This window comes from Stenotrophomonas sp. STEN029 (assembly GCF_056760015.1).
This window is the reverse complement of sequence record NZ_JBRREC010000096.1, coordinates 1-19,019: the sequence shown is the minus strand read 5'-3', so window position 1 is coordinate 19,019 and position 19,019 is coordinate 1. Positions and strand designations below refer to the sequence as shown.

Genomic DNA, 19,019 nt, shown 5'->3' with positions numbered 1-19,019 from the left:
GCACTACAGGGTTTGCTTGTGAAGCCCCTGCCGAGCATGGCTCGGCACTACAGGGTTTGCTTGTGAAGCCCCTGCCGAGCATGGCTCGGCACCACTTTTACTAGGAACCCGCATGCGCATCGATATCTGGTCTGACGTGGTCTGTCCCTGGTGCTGGATTGGCAAGCACCGCTTCCAGCGCGGCCTTGAGCTGTTGGGGGCCGATGTACCCGATATCGAGGTGCGTTGGCATCCGTTCCTGCTCGATCCTGATGCCGACACCACCCCGGTGCCGCTGCTGGAGGCCTACGCGGCCAAATTCGGCGGTGCCGAACGTACCCGGCAGATGCTGGCGCAGACCCAGGGCACTGCCCAGGCCGAAGGCCTGCCGATGGACTTCGGCAAGGGCCAGGTCAAGGTCAGCACCGTGCTGGCGCACCGGCTGATGTGGCTGGCCGGTCAGTACGGGGTGCAGGAGCAGGTCGGTGAGGCGCTGTTCCGCGCGCACTTCGCCGAAGGCAGCAACCTGGCCGATCCGCAGGTGCTGATTGCTGCCGCCGCGGCGGGCGACATCCCGGCCGAGCGCGTGCAGGCGATGCTGGCGTCTGACGAAGGCCTGGCCCAGGTCCAGGCCGGTATTGGCCAGGCGCAGGCGCTGGGTATCCAGTCGGTGCCGACCTTCGTCATCAATGGCCAGTACGCGGTGCAGGGCGGACAGCCGGCAGAAGTGTTTGCCGACGTGCTGCGCAAGATCGCCGCCGAACAGGCGACATCGGCGGCCGCCAGCCAGGATGAACAGGCCTGTGGCCCGGATGGTTGCAGCGTCTGAACGCAGGCTCTGACGCGGCGGGCGCCATCTGCGACAATATTCCGCTACGCCGCAGTCTGCGGTGGATTGGAGTCCTTGCATGCTTTTGATCGGCGTTGCCGGCACCGAACTGACTGCCCAGGAGCGTGACTGGCTGCAGCACGACGCCGTGGCCGGGGTGGTGCTGTTCAAGCGCAACTTCGCCTCGCGGGCGCAGGTGGTGGAGCTGACCGCGGCAATCCGCGCTGCCACCGCACGTCCGCTGCTGATCAGCGTGGACCAGGAAGGCGGGCGCGTGCAGCGCTTCCGCGAGGGTTATGCCGATCTGCCGCCGCTGGAAGGCTTCGGCAAGCTCTATGCGAGCGACCCCGACGGCGCCCTGGCCCTGGCCGAGCAGCACGCCTGGCTGATGGCCAGTGAAATCCGCGCCAGCGGCCTGGACCTGAGCTTCGCGCCAGTGGTGGACGTTGGCCATGGCAACCTGGCCATCGGCAACCGTGCCTTTGGCGAGGACCCGCAGGTCGTGGCCGCCCTGACCGCTGCCTATGTGCGCGGCATGCACTCGGTCGGCATGGCCGCCACGCTCAAGCATTTCCCCGGCCATGGCACGGTCCGTGAGGACACCCATGTGGACACCGCGGTGGACCCGCGGCCCCTGGTCGAGATTGAAGCCCACGACCTGATACCGTTCCGGGCAGGCATCGCCGCTGGCGCCGACGCGGTGATGATGGCGCACGTCATCTACCCGCAGGTGGCGCCGGAGCCGGCAGGCTACTCGCCGCGCTGGATCAACCAGATCCTGCGTGAGCAGATGGGCTTCCGTGGCGTGGTGTTCTCTGACGACATCGGCATGGCGGCCTCGTTCGCCGCCGGTGGGGTCAAGGCCCGCGTTGATGCGCACCTGGATGCCGGCTGCGACGTGGTGCTGGTCTGCCACCCGGAGCTGGTCGAAGAATCACTGCAGGCCGTGACCGGCCGCAGCTTGAATACCGCCGCCCTGTTGAGCCTGATCGGCCGCGGTGCGATGGGCTGGGGCGGCCTGCTGGCCGACGCCCGCCACGCCGATACTCGTAATCATCTGTTTGAAAACCTTGGAAGAACCGCCTGATGTCCAAACTCACTCTTGAACAAGCCGTGGCCCAGGCCGACCTGCTGGTCGACCGTCCCACCATCGACACCGCCATCGCCGGCATCGCCGACGCCATCGCGCGTGACTACAAGGGCGAAGTGCCGGTGTTCATCTCGATCATGAACGGTGCGCTGCCGTTCGCCGGCCAGTTGGCATTGGAGTTGGGCGCGCGCGGCCAGGACGCGCAGTTCGACTACATGCAGGCCTCGCGCTACCACGGCGAGACCGGCGGCGAGCTGGTCTGGAAGCACCGCCCGGTGTCGGCCCTGTTCGGCCGCCGGGTGATCCTGGTCGACGACATCCTGGACGAAGGCTTCACCCTGCAGGGTGTGCGCGAATGGTGCCTGGAGCAGGGCGCGACCGACGTGCGCATTGCCGTGCTGACCGTGAAGAAGCACGACCGTTGCCTGCCGGGCGTCAAGGCCGACTACGCCGGCATCGACCTGCCGGACCGCTTCGTGTTCGGCTTCGGCATGGACGTCAACGAATCGCTGCGTTCGCTGCCGGCCATCTACGCAATGAAGCAGTAATACCGGCGGCCGATGCTTGCCATCGGCTTTCGGTCTGATCGCGGCTGGGCCACGCCAAGGGCGTGGCTTGCGCGTGCCCAACGAGAACATCAGGAATGAGCATGGAACCTATCGCCCTGGCCGTTATTGGCGGAACCGGCGTGTACAAGCTGGCCGCGCTGGACGATGTCCAGACCCATGAAGTGGAAACCGTCTATGGCGCCCCCTCGGGCCCGGTCAGGGTTGGCCTGTTGAACGGCCAGCGCGTGGCGTTTCTGGCCCGGCATGGCGAAGGCCATTCGATTCCGCCGCACAAGATCAACTACCGCGCCAACCTGGCCGCGCTCAAGCAGCTGGGCGCAAGCCGCGTGCTGGCCTTGAACACGGTGGGCGGCATTGGCGACGACTTCGGTCCGCGCGTACTGGCCTGCCCGGACCAGCTGATCGACTACACCTGGGGTCGGATTTCCACCCTCAGCGAAGAGGAAGGCAGCGAGGTCCTGCATGTGGACTTTGGCCACCCCTACACGCCGTCGTTCCGTGCCAAGGTGCTGGCGGCTGCCAAGGCCAAGGGCGTGGCCATCCAGGACGGCGGCTGTTACGGCGCCACCCAGGGCCCGCGCCTGGAAACCAATGCCGAGATCGCGCGGATGCGCCGTGATGGCTGCGATCTGGTCGGCATGACCGGCATGCCGGAAGCCGGGCTGGCGCGCGAATTGGGGCTGGAGTACGCCTGTCTGGCGATCGTCGCCAACTGGGCCGCTGGCTGCGGCGATGCCGAGGAGATCACCATGGCCGAGGTTTTGGCCAATGTGGAGGCAGCTTCGTCCGGTTTGCCGACTTTGGTGGGTGAATTGGCCCGGGGGTGATTGTCATCCCGGCTTAAGGTTTGCATACTCCGCCAGTACGCCTCATTCAGCGTGCATCAATCCATTCATCGAACAAGGTCTCGCATCACCATGCCGAACGGTACCGTCAAGTGGTTCAACGACGCCAAGGGATTTGGCTTCATCTCACCGGAGGACGGCAGCGCCGATGTCTTCGCGCACTTCTCCGCGATCAATTCCAAGGGCTTCCGCAGCCTGCAGGAAGGCCAGCGCGTCAGCTATGACGTGACCCAGGGCCCGAAGGGTGCCCAGGCTTCGAACATCACGCCGGCCGAGTGATCCACCCGGTTGTGCGGAAGAACCCCGCTTCGGCGGGGTTTTTTTTTAGCAATGGCAGTCGGCCCAGGGAGGGACTGCAATGAGCAAGACACTGGATATCGCCATCGTCGGCTATGGCACGGCCGGTCAGGCACTGGCGGTGCTGCTGTCGCGCGACGGGCACCGGGTGCAGGTTTTCGAGCAGGCTGCGACCCCTGGGCCGGTAGGCGCGGGCTTCCTGCTACAGCCCAGTGGCCTGCAGGCGCTGTGGCAGATGCAGTTGATGCCGCAGGTGCTGGAGCACGGCGCGGTGGTGCGCCGCCTGTACGGCGAGACCCCATGTGGACGCGCGGTGATGGACATGACTTACGCCGGGCTGGACGCGCGCCTGTGCGGCGTGGGCATGCAGCGCGGGGCGCTGTTTTCGCTGCTGGATGCGGCCTGGGATGCCGGCCCGTCACTGCATGTGGACAGCCATATCAGCGCCATCGATGAATCCCTGCAGCGCGTACAGGACCAGCACGGGCGTTGGCACGGTCCGTTCGACCTGGTGATCGCCACCGACGGTTCGGGCTCAGGCCTGCGCGCGCAGGTGCAGGGTACCAAGCTGGATCGCGTTTACCCCTGGGGCGCGCTGTGGTGCCTGTTGCCGCGCGGCGATTGGCAGCATGGCGATGAGCTGCGCCAGCGCTACGTGGCCGCGCGCAAGATGATCGGCCTGCTGCCGGTGGGCACACGACCGGGCGACAACGAACAGCGCCTGAGCTTCTTCTGGAGCCTGCCGCGTGACGGTTTCCAGACCTGGGAGCGCGACGGGCTGGAACCGTGGCTGGATGAGATCGCCACGCTGTGGCCGGAAGCGCGCGAGCGCCTGGCCGGTGTCAGCGTGCAGGCGCAGCTGGCCCGCGCAAGCTACCGCGATGCGGTGATGCAGCGCTGGTACCGCGGCCGCCTGGTATTGGCCGGTGACGCGGCGCACTCGATGAGCCCGCAGCTGGGGCAGGGCGTCAACATGGCATTGATGGATGCGATGGCGCTGCGCGATGCCTTGCGTGCGGAGCAGGACATTGATGCCGCATTGGCGCGTTACCAGCACCAGCGCAAGGCGCATGTGTGGCTGTACCAGTTCTGGAGCCGCTGGCTGACGCCGATCTTCCAATCCGATCACGATTGGATCGCCAATGGCCGCGACCTGCTGTTCAAGCCGATGGGGCGCATGCCTGGCGGTCGTGGCCATATGCTGCGTGTGCTGAGTGGCACCCAGCATGGCCTGTTCGGCAAGCTCGCGCTGCAGGATGAATTCATCGCTGCGCTGGCCGAGGTCGCGCAGAAACGCTGAGCAACGCGCGGACGACGGGCGCTTGCGGCAGAATCAAGGGCGGTCCTCCACGAGTCGCCGCCATGCTGCCGCAGCCGCCTCCGTTTGAAACCCACGTCGTCGACAACCAGCCGCCGCCGTTTGCCGAGCGTGACCTCTGGCACGACGATCTGGCCTTGCAGCAGAGCGTGCAGCGCGAGGGTGCGCAAGCCTTTGCCGGGGCATTGCAGCACTACGGCGTGCTGGCCGGTGGCGAGCTGTACCGGATCGGCTTCGATGCCAACCGCCAGCGGCCGCTGCTGCGCACGCATGACGCACACGGCAACCGGATCGATACCGTCGATTTCCATCCGGCGTATCACCGCTTGATGGCCACGGCGAAGACCCGTGGTGTTGCCGGGCTGTCCTGGCGCTCGGCGCAGCCCGGCGCGCATGTCGCGCGTGCGGCCTTGAGCTATCTGCACCATCAGGCCGAAGCGGGCAGCAGTTGCCCGTTGACCATGACCCACGCCGCCGTGCCGGTGTTGCGGCAGGAGCCTGCGCTGGCGGAATGGGCCGACAAGGCGGCCGCCCCGTTCTACGACGCACGTGATCTGCCCATCGGCGACAAGCTGGGCATCACCGTCGGCATGGGCATGACCGAGAAGCAGGGCGGCTCCGATGTACGCAGCAATACCACCCTGGCGACGCCGTTGGCGGGCGAGGGCGAGTACAGCCTGGTCGGGCACAAGTGGTTCTTCTCCGCGCCGATGTCCGATGGCTGGCTGGTGCTGGCGCAGGCACCTGGCGGGCTGAGCTGTTTCCTGATGCCACGCCGACTGGCCTGTGGGCGGCGCAACAACTTCCATCTGATGCGCCTGAAGGACAAGCTCGGCGACTGGGGCAATGCCTCCAGCGAGGTGGAGTTCTGCGGCGCCTGGGCGCGGCGAGTTGGCGAAGAAGGACGCGGCGTGGCCACCATCATCGAGATGGTGATGCTGACCCGGCTGGATTGCATGCTGGGCTCGGCCGCGCAGATGCGCATGGCCCTGGCGCAGGCGCTGCATCATGCACGGCATCGGCGCAGCTTCGGCAAGCTTTTGGTCGAGCATCCGTTGATGGCGAATGTGCTGAGCGATCTTGCAATCGAATCGGAGGCTGCGACCACCTTGTCCATGCGCGTGGCGCGTGCCGTCGATGGCGCGCCGCAGGACGCACATGAAGCCGCCTTCGCACGGATCGGCACGGCGATCGGCAAATTCTGGATATGCAAGCGCGCCCCAGGCTTCGTCAACGAGGCGCAGGAATGCCTGGGCGGTGCCGGCTATGTGGAAGAGTCGATGCTGCCGCGGCTGTACCGGCAGGCGCCGCTGAACTCTATCTGGGAAGGCAGCGGCAACGTGCAGTGCCTGGATGTGCTGCGTGCCTTGCAGCGCGAACCAGAAACGCGTGTGGCCTTGCTGACCGAGTTGCAGCAGGTTGCCGGTCGCAACGACGGCTATGATCGCGCGCTTGAGGCCGCGCTGCGCCAACTGCAGGGCGCCGAGCTGGCCCAGGTTGATGCGCGCGCACTGGTCAGCGATGTCGCGGTGTTGCTGCAGGCAGCCGCGTTGCTGCGCGCGGACAGCCCGCTGGCGGCGCTGTATGCACAATCACGCCTGCCGCGTGCGGCTGGCGTCTACGGCGTGCTGCAGGCAGCAACGCCGTTCGCGGACGTCCTGCAGCGCGCCTTGCCGCAGGCCTGATCAGCCAGCGCCATCCAGTGCCGGGTCGAAGCGCAGCACCTGGTTGCGGCCGCTGCGCTTGGCCCGGTACAGCGCGGCATCGGCCTTGCGCAGGAGGGTGAGGCCAGCCACACCATCAACCGGATACGTGGCCACGCCCAGCGAGATGGTGATCGGTGGCAGCGTCTTGCCGGAGAACGGCACGCTCATCTGTGACAGCGCAAGACGCAGTTCCTCGGCCTGGCGCAGCGCATTGTTGCTGTCCGACTCGGGCAGGATCACGGTGAACTCCTCGCCGCCATAGCGGCAGGCGATGTCTTCGCCGCGCAGACGCGAGCCCAGCAGTTGGCCGATGGCCGCCAGCAAGGCATCGCCGCCGCCGTGGCCGTGGGTATCGTTGAACTGCTTGAAATGATCCACATCCAGCATGATCACCGACAGCGGGAAGTCGCGCCGGCCGCAGCGTGCGATCTCGCGGGTCAGTGACTCTTCCAGATAGCGCCGGTTGTACAGCCCGGTGAGTGGATCGCGGATCGACTGCAGGCGCAGCGACTCGCGCAGGCGCAGGTTGCTCAGCGCAAGCGACAGCTGCTCCACCGCCGACTCGGCGATGTTCAGGCGCGGCAGCGGGCCGGGGCCAGCACCGGAGAGGAACAGGAAACCAATCTGTACGCCTTGTGCCGACATCGGGATGCAGGCGGTGGCAACACTTTGGCCGGGCTCGGGGCGGCTGATATGCGGGCAGCTGGCATCGCGGAGCAGGTCATCGATGACATGCGGTTGCCCACGCCGGATCGCCCAGCAATCAGTGGGCGGCAGGAAGGCGCTGGTTTCCACCAGGGGTGTGCCCCAGCTGACGATGTTCTCGACACGGTCATTGGAAGCGCGCAGCAGATAGACCGAACCGGCGACATTGGGCATCAGCGCTTCCAGCGTGCGCGCGCTGATTTCCAGGGCTTCTTCCGGGTTGGCGCAGCTCTGCAGCAGGCCGGTATAGCGGCCCAGGGTCTGCAGGTCGGCGCTGGAACGTTCGATCTGTTCCAGGTTGCCCGCCAGCTGCTGGCTGGCGCTGGCTGCGCGCTTCTCGGCGCGGCTGCGGCGGCGCAGTTCGGACAGCAGGATGCCATATACCGATGCGACCACGGCCAGGCCGAAGGGGATGCCGGCCAAGGCGAGCCCGAGCAGCAGATCAGCACTACGGCGCGAGCTGGCGGCACGGTCCACCAATCGCTCGTGTTCCTCCTCGACCATGGTACGCACCTGCTGGCGGATGGCGCTGGTGGTGCGGAATGCATTCTGGTTGATCGCCGCGCGTGCGGCGTCCAGGCCTTGGCCGTCATAGATATCGACGACGTGCTGGATCTGCTGCAGGCGCTGGTTCACCAGCTCGTTGAGCTTGAGCGCATTGCGCGCCTGATCGGGGTTGTCGGGGATCGACCTGGACAAGCTGCTCAGTAGCAGTGGAAGTCGTTCCACGCTTACCTGGTAGTCAAGCAGGTAGGCCTGGCTGCCGGTCAGCAGGTAGCCGCGCTCGGCCGACTCTGCATCCAGCACCATGGACTGGATCTCATCAATCCTGCTGATGACTTCGTGGGTGTGGGCGACGAGTCGTGCATCGGCGATGAACCTGCGCGCACCGACGAATACACCGACGCCAATGGCAACGAACACCAGCGCCGAGAATATCAGCGCGAATTTACTGCCCGTGTGTTTCCGCATCCGGTCCTTGACTGCATGATCAAGGTGATACGCACGTGCTGCCTACGCGCGCGTGATCACATGCCAACCCGGATGGTGTGCATCCGGCCCCTGTGGCATCACGCATCCTGCGCGAGCGCCACGCAGCCATCATCGACATGACAGCTGCGTGGCGAGTCTATCAATGCTTGGCGGCGTCCGCTTTCTCGCGCGCCTGCTTGGCGGCGTCGTGGGCGTGGTCGGCAACCTTCTGCGCCGCGTCGGCGGTAGCTGCGCTGGCATCGGCAGCGGCGTCCTTGGCTGCGATGGAGGCTTCGTCGGCCGCCTTGGCGGTGGCGTCGGCGGCATTGTCCAATGCCTGCTGCGATTCGGCAGCGGCGTTGCGGGTGGCCGCTGCGGCCTGGTCAGCGGCATCGCGGGTTGCGCCGGCCGCGGATTCGGCTGCGTTCCTGGCCGCCTCGGCGGCATGGTCTGCGGCCGCTGCCGCGTCCTGCTTGGCCTGCTCGGCGTTACGGTCATTGCAGCCAGCCAGGGCCAGCACCAGGCCTGCGGTCAGTACGGGGACAAACAGTTTCATTGCACTCTCCTGGGATGGGCCAATGGGCTCACCCTAGGGGTTGGCGTATTCAGATCACGTCAAGGCTCGGCCGCGCCGTTAAGGAACGCTGGATTGGCGCAGGCACAGTGCGACGATCGAATGGTGCGCAGGTGCGCATGCGCTGATCACGGCTTGCAGGTTGCGGGCGGGCTGTTGTTCCCAGCGTGCACGGCGGCGCTGGCCCGTTTGGGCTTGTTCGAAGTGATCCGTGGTATTGCCGGAGTACGCCCAGGCATAAAAAAAGCCGCTGGCGAACCAGCGGCTTTTCGATACTAGCTTGGAAGCAGAAGTTATTACTTCTTGGCTTCTTCAGCAGCGTCCTTGGCCTGTGCAGCAACGTCTTCAGCAGCCTTGGCAGCGTCAGCAGCGGCGCCAGCAGCAGCGTCGGTGGTGGCAGCAGCGGCTTCGCCAGCAGCCTGGCCAGCAGCGTCAGCAGCGGTGGCGGCGGTGTCAGCAGCAGCCTGGGCAGCGTCAGCGGTAGCAGCGCCAGCGGTGGCAGCAGCGTCAGCAGCGCCCTGGGCTTCGGTTGCAGCGGTGTCAGCGGCAGCGGCGGCGTCAGCAGCCTGCTCCTGCTTCGAGCAGGCGGTCAGGGCCAGACCCAGGGTCATTGCGATCAGCAGCTTGTTGATGCTCATTTGTGAATCCTCGTCGTGAAATTAGGCAACGCGCCATTGCGCGCCGGGAACATGATGACAAGCCCATTTCGACTGTCAAGCGGTCCCGCATTCAGGTTTTGAATTATCTGAAATTTTTCAATCAAATCAATTCAATGGCGATGGCAGTTGCTTCGCCGCCGCCGATGCAAAGCGACGCAATGCCACGCTTGAGGCCGCGCGTGCGCAATGCATTTACCAGCGTAACCACCAAGCGGGCACCCGATGCACCGATAGGATGACCCAGTGCGCAGGCACCTCCGTTGACGTTGATCTTGGCATGCGGAATGCCCAGCTCACGGATCGGCGCCATCGCCACCACGGCGAAGGCTTCATTGATTTCGAACAGGTCGACGTCGGCGATGTTCCAGCCGGCTTTTTCAAGGACCTTGCTGATCGCGCCAATTGGCGCCGTGGTGAACCACTCCGGTTCCTGCGAGAAGGTGGCATGCGCGGCAATGCGGGCCAGCGGCTGCACGCCGCGCTTGGCGGCATCGTCGGCGGACAGCAGCACCAGCGCGGCGGCACCGTCGGAAATGCTCGAGGAGCTGGCAGCGGTGACGCTGCCGTCCTTCTTGAAGGCCGGGCGCAGGGTCGGGATCTTGCTGATGTCGGACTTGCCCGGCTGCTCGTCCTGGCTGAACTCGACGTCGCCCTTGCGGGTGGCAACCGTGACCGCAACGATTTCATCGTTGAATGCGCCGTTGGCCTGTGCAGCCTGTGCGCGGGTCACCGATTCAATGGCGTAGGCGTCCTGCTCTTCGCGGGTGAAACCAAACTTGGCAACGGTGGCCTCGGCGAACACGCCCATGGACTGGCCGTCGTAGGGGTTGGTCAGGCCATCCCATGCCATGTGGTCCACTGCCTGGAAATTGCCGTAGCGGTTACCGGTACGCGAGTTGGGCAGCATGTGCGGGGCGTTGGACATGGACTCCATGCCGCCGGCAACCACGATGCTGGCCGAACCGGCCTTGATCAGGTCGTGGCCGAGCATGATGGCTTTCATGCCGGAGCCGCAGACCTTGTTGAGCGTGGTGGCGCCGGCGCTGGTCGGCAGGCCAGCGGCAAGTGCGGCCTGGCGGGCCGGTGCCTGGCCCAGGTTGGCCGGCAGCACGCAGCCCATGATGACCTCGGACACATCCGCGGCGGGAATGCCGGACTGCGCGATGGCGGCGCTGATGGCAGTGGCGCCCAGGGTCGGGGTGGGGACGCCGTTGAACTGGCCAAGGAAGGAGCCAATGGCGGTACGCTTGGCGGCGGCGATGACGATGTCAGACATGAGCAATCTCGGTTATACCTTGCGGCAATTATCGAACGTCTGCGGGACCGGGCACATTGGACCAACGGCACATCCCCACAGACAGTGGATTGTCGTTGCAGTATAGAAGGTAGCCGGAGTGCTACCGGGATCAGGTAATACCTGAATTGGCGAATCATCCATCGGAAGGGGAGCAGGGGAATGAGCAGTGCAATGGTGAGCAGCAATTTGCCGCGCGGCGTGTTGGCCAGTTCATTGGCATTGGCGCTGGCAGCGTGTGGGAGTGGTAGCGGCCCGAAATCCGATCCGCCGCCGGTCACACCTCCGGTAACGCCACCACCTACTACAACGCCACCTGTGACCCCCCAGCCTGCGTTTGATGCGCATCTGGCACTGACGAACACGCAGGCCGCGCACGCCATGGGCCTGGACGGAACCGGCTACCGCATCGGTGTGATCGACTCAGGGGTGATGCGCAACCATCCAGCGCTGGCAGGGCGCGTGTTGGCCAACTACAACTATCTGAACCCAGCGCAGAACAACCTGTCGGTGGACGATGTGGTTGGACATGGCACCACGGTTGCGCAGCTGGCCGCCGGCGCGCCGACCGGGCGATGGCCGGGTGGTGTCGCGCCGGGTGCGCAGATCCTTTCCGCGCGCATCATCGCCGACAAATCGCCTACCGATGATGGTTCCGGCAATGGCAACGAAGTGACCGGTGCGCTGGGTATGGCCTCGGTACATGCCGACCTGATCCGCGATGGCATGCGCATCATGAACAACTCCTGGGGCGGCCTGTACTGGACCCGGCCGAACGTGACGGCCGAGATTGCCAACGAGTACCGTCCTTTCATCAACAACAATGATGGGCTGGTGGTGTTCGCCACCGGCAACGAGTCAAAGCCCAATCCTTCCGACATGGCGGCGTTGCCGAGCAAAGTTGGCAATCCCGGCAGTTATCCGGCGGCCGACCTGGAACGTGGCTGGCTGGCGGTGGCAGCCTTGGATACGGCCAAACCGACGGCGCTGGCCTCCTACTCCAATGCCTGCGGCGTCGCCAGGAATTACTGTCTGGTGGCGCCGGGGACATCGATGTTCCTTGGACAGGACAGTACGGCCAACAATCTGTCGTATTACTACGGCAGCGGCACCTCCTATGCGGCGCCCTTGGTGTCGGGCGCAGCAGCATTGGTGTGGCAGGCATTCCCTTACTTCAACAATGACCTGGTCCGGCAGACGCTGCTGGGGACTGCGACCGATCTGGGGGAAGCTGGGCCGGATGCGGTGTTCGGTTATGGCCTGCTCAATGTCGGCAAGGCGGTGCAGGGGCCGGGCAAGGCGGACTGGGGGGATATCAAGGTCAATGTGAGTCAGCTCGGGCTCAATTCGGTGTGGAGCAATCCGATCAGCGGTGCCGGCGGTCTGGTGAAATTCGGCAGCGGATCGTTGGGCTTGTCCGCCGCCAACACCTATGCCGGTGCCACCCGTATCCAGCAGGGCACGCTTGCGCTGCGCGATGGCGGCTCGATCCGTTCGAATGTCAGCATCGATGCGCAGTCCAATCCTTCGGCTGCGGCACTTCAGTTCATGGGAGGCACCACGCGTGTGGTGGGCAACGTGGACAACGGCGCCAGCGTGATCGTGCTGAGTAATGAAGGCTCGGCAACGATCGAGGGCAACTACGTGCAGCGCTCCGGCGCACGCTTGATGGTTGCGCTCGGTGCCAATGCCTTGCAGGTCACAGGAACGGCGAGCCTGGATGGTGGGGTGATGGTAAATGGCGCGGTTGCCGGTTACGTGCCACAGGATGGTCGCCGTCAGGACCTGCTGCATGCCGGTGGCGGTATCAGCGGGCAATTCGCAACCCCGGCGACTGGCAGCACCGGGGTTACCTTGTTGCAGACCCAGTATGGCTATGACGCCAACAACGCTTGGCTGCAGTTGGACCGGGTGAGCGTCACGGCGGCGGCAAGCGCCGCCAGCGTTGGCTTGCGCGCGATGTCGGCGGCGCAGCGGGTGGAGCAGGCGTTCGAACTGCTGGATACCGATGATGTTCTGCAGGCCACGGCGTTCGGCTCAGCTGCGGCATCGGTGCAGGGTGTCGGCGGCGGCTTTGCCGGGCTGGCCCAGAGTCTGGAGAGTCTCTCCGGGCAAGCCCATGCCACCGCCACCGCGATGACCTTTGACAGCATCGATATGAACCGGCGTGCGCTGTCCAGCCAGTTCGCCGAGGGCGGTGCGCGGTCGGCAGTCAACGGTGTCTGGATGCGCAGCCTTGGTGGCGGCGGGCAGGGCGGTTACCTGGGCAGTGACTACAGCGTCGGCGGTTGGATGATGGGCGGCGAAACTGCGCTGTCCAGCAATGCCGTACTGGGTTTCGCGTTCGGTGAAACCCGCGCCAATGCCAGCGGCGGTGTGGCGCAGGACCGGAGCCGTGACCGTCAGACCCAGTCGCAGCTCTACGCCGGTTGGCAGCGCGGTGATGCCTATGTGCTGGGCCAAGCCGGATTTGGCCAGTACCAGCGCGAGCTGGATCGCGGGCTGTTGCTGGGGTCCGAGCGCGCCGGGGTGCAGGCGCGTTACAGCGGCAACTTCCTGTCCAGCAGCATCGAGGCCGGTTATCGGCTGGGCCACGGTGCAGCGCAGCTGACGCCGTACCTGGGCGCGGACTACACGCGTATCGACGGTGGTGCGTTCAACGAGCAGGGCGGCTATGGCTTTGGCCTGCGTGCTGACGATTGGAGCAGCAGCAGGGTGCAGGCCTTGGCGGGCTTGCGCGGGCACTACCTGTGGAAGCGGGTGGCGTTCAATGGCTACGTGGAATGGCAGCAGGCGCTGGGCGGTAATGGCCTGAGCCTGGATGCCAGCTTCGTCGGGATTGATGCCTGGGCACCGATTGCCGGCCTGCAGCCGTCGCGTTCGGGCGGTTTGTTTGGGCTGTCGGTGGATTCGTGGCTGGCCCGCAATACGCGCCTGTCGCTGGGCTATGACCAGCGCTTCGGCCCACGTGGTGACAACCGGCAGGTGTCGTTGCGCCTGCAGCAGGCGTTCTGACCTGGCAGCGGTGTCGGGTTGCTGAAAAGCAGAAGGCGGGCGAGATGATCGCCCGCCTTCGGTGTTTCAGCGGCAGTGCTTACTCGCCGCGCAGGCGGTTCATGCGCGGCACCGAACGGCCCATCGGCATCTTCAGTTTGCCGATCGCTTCCAGTCGGCTTTCTGCGATGCGGTCAGCCGCGCGCTGCGGCGAGACCTCGTCGCGCTCCGACTGGTCGAAGATCTTGCCGAGGTTGTGGTAAATGCTGCGGATCAGGCGCATCGCGCGCTCGCGGTTGTAGCCGTCGATCTCCAGCGACACATTCATCACGCCGCCGGCATTGACTGCATAGTCCGGTGCCCACAACACGCCACGCTTGTACAGCTCATCGCCCACGGCATGGCTGGCCAGCTGGTTGTTGGCGGTGCCACAGATGACCTTGGCCTTGAGCCGCTCCAGCGTGCTCATGTCGATGGCGCCTTCCATCGCGCAGGGCGCGAACACATCGGCGGCAACGTCGTAGATGGCGTCGGGCTTGACCGCTTCGCAGCCGTATTCAGCAACGGCCTTCTGCACCAGCACCGGGTCCAGGTCGGTGACGTAAAGCTTGGCGCCGCGCTCGCGCAACAGCTTCACCAGCTCCATGCCGATATGGCCCAGGCCCTGCACGGCAATGCTGAGCTTGCCGATTTCCTCATGGCCGAACTTGCGCTTGACCGAAGCCATCAGCGCCTGCAGCGCACCGTAGGCGGTAAACGGGGCCGGGTCGCCAGAGCCGCCATGGACCTGGTGCACGCCGGTGACGAAGCCGGTCTCCAGGTAGATGTTTTCCATGTCGTTGACGTCGGTGCCGACGTCCTCGGCGGTGATGTAGCGCCCGGCCAAGGCCTCGACCTGACGGCCGAAGGCGCGAAACAGCACCTCGCTCTTGGCGGTCCTGGGGTCGCCGATGATCACCGCCTTGCCGCCACCGACATTCAGTCCGGCCAGGGCGTTCTTGTAGGTCATGGTGCGGCTCAGGCGCAGGACATCGCGCAGCGCATCATCGGTGTTGGCGTAGGGGCGCATGCGCACGCCGCCCAGGGCCGGGCCCAGGGTGGTGTTGTGGATGGCAATGATGGCCTTCAGGCCGGCATCGCGGTTCTGGCAGAACAGGACCTGCTCATGGCCGGAGGTTTCGAGGGTGTCGAACAACATGCAGGCTCCGATGGTGTGTTTGCCACAACGTCAGTGATCGTGTAGCCAAATGGCTGGCCGGAAAACAAAAAATGCGACTTCGTCGGGGCAGTGACGGGTCGCGGATGCGCCATTCTAATCCATTCCTGCTAGGGGAATGTTCAGGCAGGTCTACCCGCGCTGGCACCTCGCTTTGCCGGAAACGGCGGTCAGCGTGCCTATCGATAGGGTAAACCCGCAAAAGGTCACGCTGCGCTGCAACCTGACCTGCGGGGGGCGGCGGTTCTATGATTGGTTGCAATAGAAACCGGATGTTGCACGGCCATGAGTACCCCCGCCTCCCAGCTCCCGCAGGCGCAGCCTGAAACCACCCCGCTGCGCTTCGTCACCGCCGCCAGCCTGTTCGATGGCCACGATGCGGCCATCAACATCATGCGCCGCCTGATCCAGGCGCAGGGCGCGGAGGTGATCCACCTCGGCCACAACCGCAGTGTGGAAGACGTGGTGCGCGCGGCATTGCAGGAAGACGCCGACGCCATCGCGCTGTCGTCCTACCAGGGCGGACACGTGGAGTACTTCAAGTACATGGTCGACATGCTGCGCGAACGCGGCGCCGGCCATATCAAGGTATTCGGCGGTGGTGGCGGCACCATCACCCCGGAGGAAATCCGCGAGCTGCAGGCCTATGGCGTGGAGCGCATCTACCACCCCAACGACGGCATGAAGATGGGGCTGGTGGAGATGATCGAGGATGTGGTGGCGCGCGCTGGCAAGGCCCGCGAAGCTGCCGCCCGTGAAGTGCACGCACAGGCACCTTCGATCGAGGATGAGATCGGCATTGGTCGGGTGCTCTCGCAGCTGGAGGACGGCAATCACGGTGAGGCCGAGCTGGGCTCGCTGCGCAAACAGTGGCAGCTGGCTGCCGGCAAGACACCGGTCATCGGCATCACCGGCACCGGTGGCGCCGGCAAGTCCTCGGTTACTGACGAACTGCTCAACCGCTTCCTCGCCAGTTTCCCGCAGATGCGCATCGCGGTGATCTCAGTGGACCCGACCCGTCGCCGCACCGGTGGCGCGCTGCTGGGCGATCGCATCCGCATGAACTCGCTGCGCTCCAAACGCGTCTACATGCGTTCGATGGCAACCCGTCGCCAGCATGCGGCAATCAATACCGTGCTGCGCGATTGCATTGGCTTCCTCAAATCGCTGCACTTCGATCTGGTGATCGTCGAGACCGCCGGCATCGGCCAGAGTGATTCGGAGATCGTCGATCTGGTCGACTTCCCGATGTATGTGATGACCAGTGACTTCGGCGCTCCCAGCCAGCTGGAAAAGATCGACATGCTCGATTACGCCGAGCTGGTGGTGCTGAACAAGTTCGACAAGCGCGGCGCCGAAGACGCGCTGCGCGATGTACGCAAGCAATGGAAGCGCAACCGCGTCGCCTTCACCATGAAGGACGAGGACGTGCCGGTATACCCGACCATTGCCAGCCAGTTCAATGATCCGGGCATCAGCTGGATGTTCGTGAACCTGTGCCGTCTGTTGCGTGAGAAGCAAGATCAAAACCGGGGTCAGAGTCCGGTTTTGCACGCAAAGCCCGACTCTGACCCCGGTTTTGCTCCCAACATCGACACGACCCTCAAGGAACCCCGCGCAACGGTGCTGATCCCGGGCAGCCGCGTGCGTTACCTGGCCGAGATCGCCGAACAGGGCCGCAGCATCAACGCCCGCATCGAGTCGCAGGCAGAAGTGGCCGAGCGTGCACAGAGCCTTTGGCAGGCGCTGAAGGAGCTGGAGGATGCAGCGCAGCCGGTTGCCCTGGATCTGTACACAGGCGATGCACTCACCGACGCGGGTGCCGACAACAGCATCCGCACCCTGCGCCAGCGTTACAACGACGCGGTGCAGTCGCTGGATTCGGAGGCCCTGCGCCTGCTGCGTGAGTGGCCGGCGCGGCTGAAGTCGATCACCGATCCGGTCAACGAATACCAGGTGCGCGGCAAGACCATTCGCGTCGAGAACTACCGCGAATCGCTCAGCCACCAGCAGATCCCCAAGATCGCCGCGCCTACCTATCGCAGCTGGGGCGAGCTGCTGGTGTTCCTGCAGAAGGAAAACCTGCCGGGTTCCTACCCATATACCGGCGGCGTCTATCCTTACCGCCGCAGCGGCGAAGACCCTATCCGCATGTTTGCCGGCGAAGGCACGCCAGAGCGCACCAACCGTCGCTTCCACTACCTGAGCGTTGGCCAGCCGGCCGCGCGTCTGTCCACTGCCTTCGACAGCGTCACCCTGTACGGCGAAGACCCGGCGCCGCGTCCGGATATCTACGGCAAGATCGGCAATTCCGGCGTCAACATCCCCACGCTGGACGACATGAAGAAGCTGTACTCCGGCTTCGACCTGTGCGCGCCGACCACCTCGGTGTCGATGACCATCAATGGCCCGGCACCGATGATCCTGGCGATGTTCATGAATACCGCTGTCGACCAGCAGATCGAGAAGTATCTGCAGGAAGACCCCGCACGCTGGGCCGAGGCGGAAGAGCAGATCGCGAAGCTCTTCGAAGGCCGCACACGTCCGCAGTACCACGGCGAGCTGCCGCCGACCAATAACGGCCTGGGCCTGGCGTTGCTGGGCGTCACCGGCGACCAGCTGGTGGACGCAGAGACCTATGCGCGGATCAAGGCAGAAACCCTGTCCACGGTGCGTGGCACGGTGCAGGCCGATATCCTGAAGGAAGACCAGGCGCAGAACACCTGCATCTTCTCCACCGAGTTCGCGCTGCGGATGATGGGTGATATCCAGCAGTACTTCGTCGATCACAAGGTGCGCAACTTCTATTCGGTGTCGATCTCGGGCTATCACATCGCCGAGGCCGGTGCGAACCCGATCAGCCAGCTGGCTTTCACCCTGTCCAATGGCTTCACCATCGTCGAGTACTACCTGGCGCGTGGGATGAAGATCGACGACTTCGCGCCCAACCTGTCGTTCTTCTTCTCCAACGGCATGGACCCGGAATACACCGTGATTGGCCGGGTTGCGCGGCGTATCTGGGCCCGTGCGATGCGCGAGCGCTACGGTGCCAACGAGCGCAGCCAGATGATGAAGTACCACATCCAGACCTCGGGCCGCTCGCTGCACGCGCAGGAGATCCAGTTCAACGATATCCGCACCACGCTGCAGGCGCTGTATGCGCTGTTCGACAACTGCAACAGCCTGCACACCAACGCTTACGACGAGGCGATCACCACGCCGACCGAAGAAAGTGTGCGCCGCGCGGTGGCGATCCAGATGATCATCAACAAGGAGTTGGGGCTGAACTTCTGCGAGAACCCCTGGCAGGGCAGCTTCATCGTCGACAAGCTCACCGATATCGTCGAGGAGGCGGTTTACAAGGAGTTCGAGGCGATCAGTGAGCGCGGCGGCGTGCTCGGTGCGATGGACACCATGTACCAGCGCGGCAAGATCCAGGAAGAGTCACTGTACTACGAGCACAAGAAGCACGATGGCAGCCTGCCGCTGGTCGGCGTCAACATGTTCCTGCCCAAGGAGCATGCCGGCGAAGTGGCGACCGAGATCGAACTGATCCGTTCGACCGAGGAAGAGAAGGGCCAGCAGATCGAGAATGTGCATACCTGGCAGCACAATCGCAACGCCTTGGCACCGGCGGGCGAGACCTCGCATTCGCATGAGGTTGAAGGCGCAGTGGCGGATGCCGAGGCGCACGACGGCCACGGTCTGGGCTATCTGCAGAAGACCGCGCGTGACCGCCGCAACGTGTTCGAAGCACTGATCGAAGCGGTGAAGACGCACAGCCTCGGCCAGATCAGCCACGCGCTGTATGACGTGGGCGGTGAGTACCGCCGCAACATGTAAGCGCGCCAAAGGCACAGATGTAGTGCCGAGCCATGCTCGGCAGGGGGTGTTCCAAGCGAACCCCAAGCTGTAGTGCCGAGCCATGCTCGGCTGGGGGCTTTCCAAGCGAACTCCTCACAGTGCCGAGCC

At 64.8% G+C, this 19,019-nt stretch carries 14 protein-coding genes; 9 read left to right on the top strand and 5 right to left on the bottom strand.

Going from position 1 to position 19,019, the window contains the following annotated elements; translation table 11 throughout:
- The first annotated feature begins 112 nt into the window (after positions 1-112).
- From ACVOLI_RS17460 to ACVOLI_RS17430, 7 genes are all read left to right on the top strand, one after another.
- Positions 113-808: a DsbA family oxidoreductase gene (locus ACVOLI_RS17460; protein WP_481615365.1), complete on the top strand. Its 696-nt coding sequence runs from the start codon at positions 113-115 to the stop codon at positions 806-808.
- 79 nt (positions 809-887) lie between these two features.
- Positions 888-1,895 (top strand): beta-N-acetylhexosaminidase, encoded by a 1,008-nt coding sequence (nagZ, locus tag ACVOLI_RS17455; RefSeq protein ID WP_481615364.1) that lies wholly within the window; start codon positions 888-890, stop codon positions 1,893-1,895.
- Positions 1,895-2,446 carry a hypoxanthine-guanine phosphoribosyltransferase gene (locus tag ACVOLI_RS17450; protein ID WP_481517624.1) on the top strand — a complete coding sequence of 184 codons (552 nt, stop codon included), beginning with the start codon at positions 1,895-1,897 and terminating at the stop codon, positions 2,444-2,446. The genes nagZ and ACVOLI_RS17450 overlap by 1 nt, the downstream gene beginning before the upstream one ends.
- A gap of 101 nt (positions 2,447-2,547) precedes the next feature.
- Positions 2,548-3,294 (top strand): S-methyl-5'-thioinosine phosphorylase, encoded by a 747-nt coding sequence (locus ACVOLI_RS17445; protein ID WP_282269621.1) that lies wholly within the window; start codon positions 2,548-2,550, stop codon positions 3,292-3,294.
- A 90-nt stretch (positions 3,295-3,384) separates the two neighbouring features.
- Positions 3,385-3,591 carry a transcription antiterminator/RNA stability regulator CspE gene (cspE, locus tag ACVOLI_RS17440; protein ID WP_057506519.1) on the top strand — a complete coding sequence of 69 codons (207 nt, stop codon included), beginning with the start codon at positions 3,385-3,387 and terminating at the stop codon, positions 3,589-3,591.
- 79 nt (positions 3,592-3,670) lie between these two features.
- Complete coding sequence (locus ACVOLI_RS17435; protein ID WP_481615363.1) at positions 3,671-4,909, top strand: FAD-dependent oxidoreductase; 1,239 nt, start codon at positions 3,671-3,673, stop codon at positions 4,907-4,909.
- Positions 4,910-4,971: 62 nt separating this feature from the next.
- Positions 4,972-6,612 (top strand): acyl-CoA dehydrogenase family protein, encoded by a 1,641-nt coding sequence (locus ACVOLI_RS17430; protein WP_481615362.1) that lies wholly within the window; start codon positions 4,972-4,974, stop codon positions 6,610-6,612.
- Here the strand turns inward: ACVOLI_RS17430 and ACVOLI_RS17425 are convergent, their stop codons facing one another.
- The 4 genes from ACVOLI_RS17425 to ACVOLI_RS17410 form a co-directional block, all read right to left on the bottom strand.
- Positions 6,613-8,310, bottom strand: coding sequence for a diguanylate cyclase (locus ACVOLI_RS17425; RefSeq protein ID WP_481615361.1), 1,698 nt, complete (start codon positions 8,308-8,310; stop codon positions 6,613-6,615). It lies immediately after the preceding gene.
- Between the two features lie 160 nt (positions 8,311-8,470).
- The gene (locus ACVOLI_RS17420; RefSeq protein WP_282272264.1) at positions 8,471-8,866 is read right to left on the bottom strand and encodes a hypothetical protein; all 396 of its coding nucleotides are present in this window, start codon (positions 8,864-8,866) and stop codon (positions 8,471-8,473) included.
- 314 nt (positions 8,867-9,180) lie between these two features.
- On the bottom strand, positions 9,181-9,522 hold the full coding sequence (locus ACVOLI_RS17415) for a hypothetical protein (protein ID WP_282272266.1): 342 nt from the start codon (positions 9,520-9,522) through the stop codon (positions 9,181-9,183).
- A 121-nt stretch (positions 9,523-9,643) separates the two neighbouring features.
- The gene (locus ACVOLI_RS17410) at positions 9,644-10,819 is read right to left on the bottom strand and encodes a thiolase family protein (protein ID WP_296250899.1); all 1,176 of its coding nucleotides are present in this window, start codon (positions 10,817-10,819) and stop codon (positions 9,644-9,646) included.
- Positions 10,820-11,011: 192 nt separating this feature from the next.
- On the opposite strand from ACVOLI_RS17410, the gene ACVOLI_RS17405 reads away from it, so the two are divergent.
- Positions 11,012-13,852, top strand: a complete 2,841-nt coding sequence (locus tag ACVOLI_RS17405) for a S8 family serine peptidase (protein WP_481615366.1) — start codon at positions 11,012-11,014, stop codon at positions 13,850-13,852.
- A 79-nt stretch (positions 13,853-13,931) separates the two neighbouring features.
- Here the strand turns inward: ACVOLI_RS17405 and ACVOLI_RS17400 are convergent, their stop codons facing one another.
- Positions 13,932-15,029: a Glu/Leu/Phe/Val dehydrogenase dimerization domain-containing protein gene (locus tag ACVOLI_RS17400; protein ID WP_296250902.1), complete on the bottom strand. Its 1,098-nt coding sequence runs from the start codon at positions 15,027-15,029 to the stop codon at positions 13,932-13,934.
- Between the two features lie 303 nt (positions 15,030-15,332).
- Here ACVOLI_RS17400 and ACVOLI_RS17395 point away from each other — a divergent pair, with 303 nt between their 5' ends.
- The gene (locus ACVOLI_RS17395; RefSeq protein WP_481615360.1) at positions 15,333-18,890 is read left to right on the top strand and encodes a methylmalonyl-CoA mutase family protein; all 3,558 of its coding nucleotides are present in this window, start codon (positions 15,333-15,335) and stop codon (positions 18,888-18,890) included.
- The last annotated feature ends 129 nt before the right edge of the window (positions 18,891-19,019 follow it).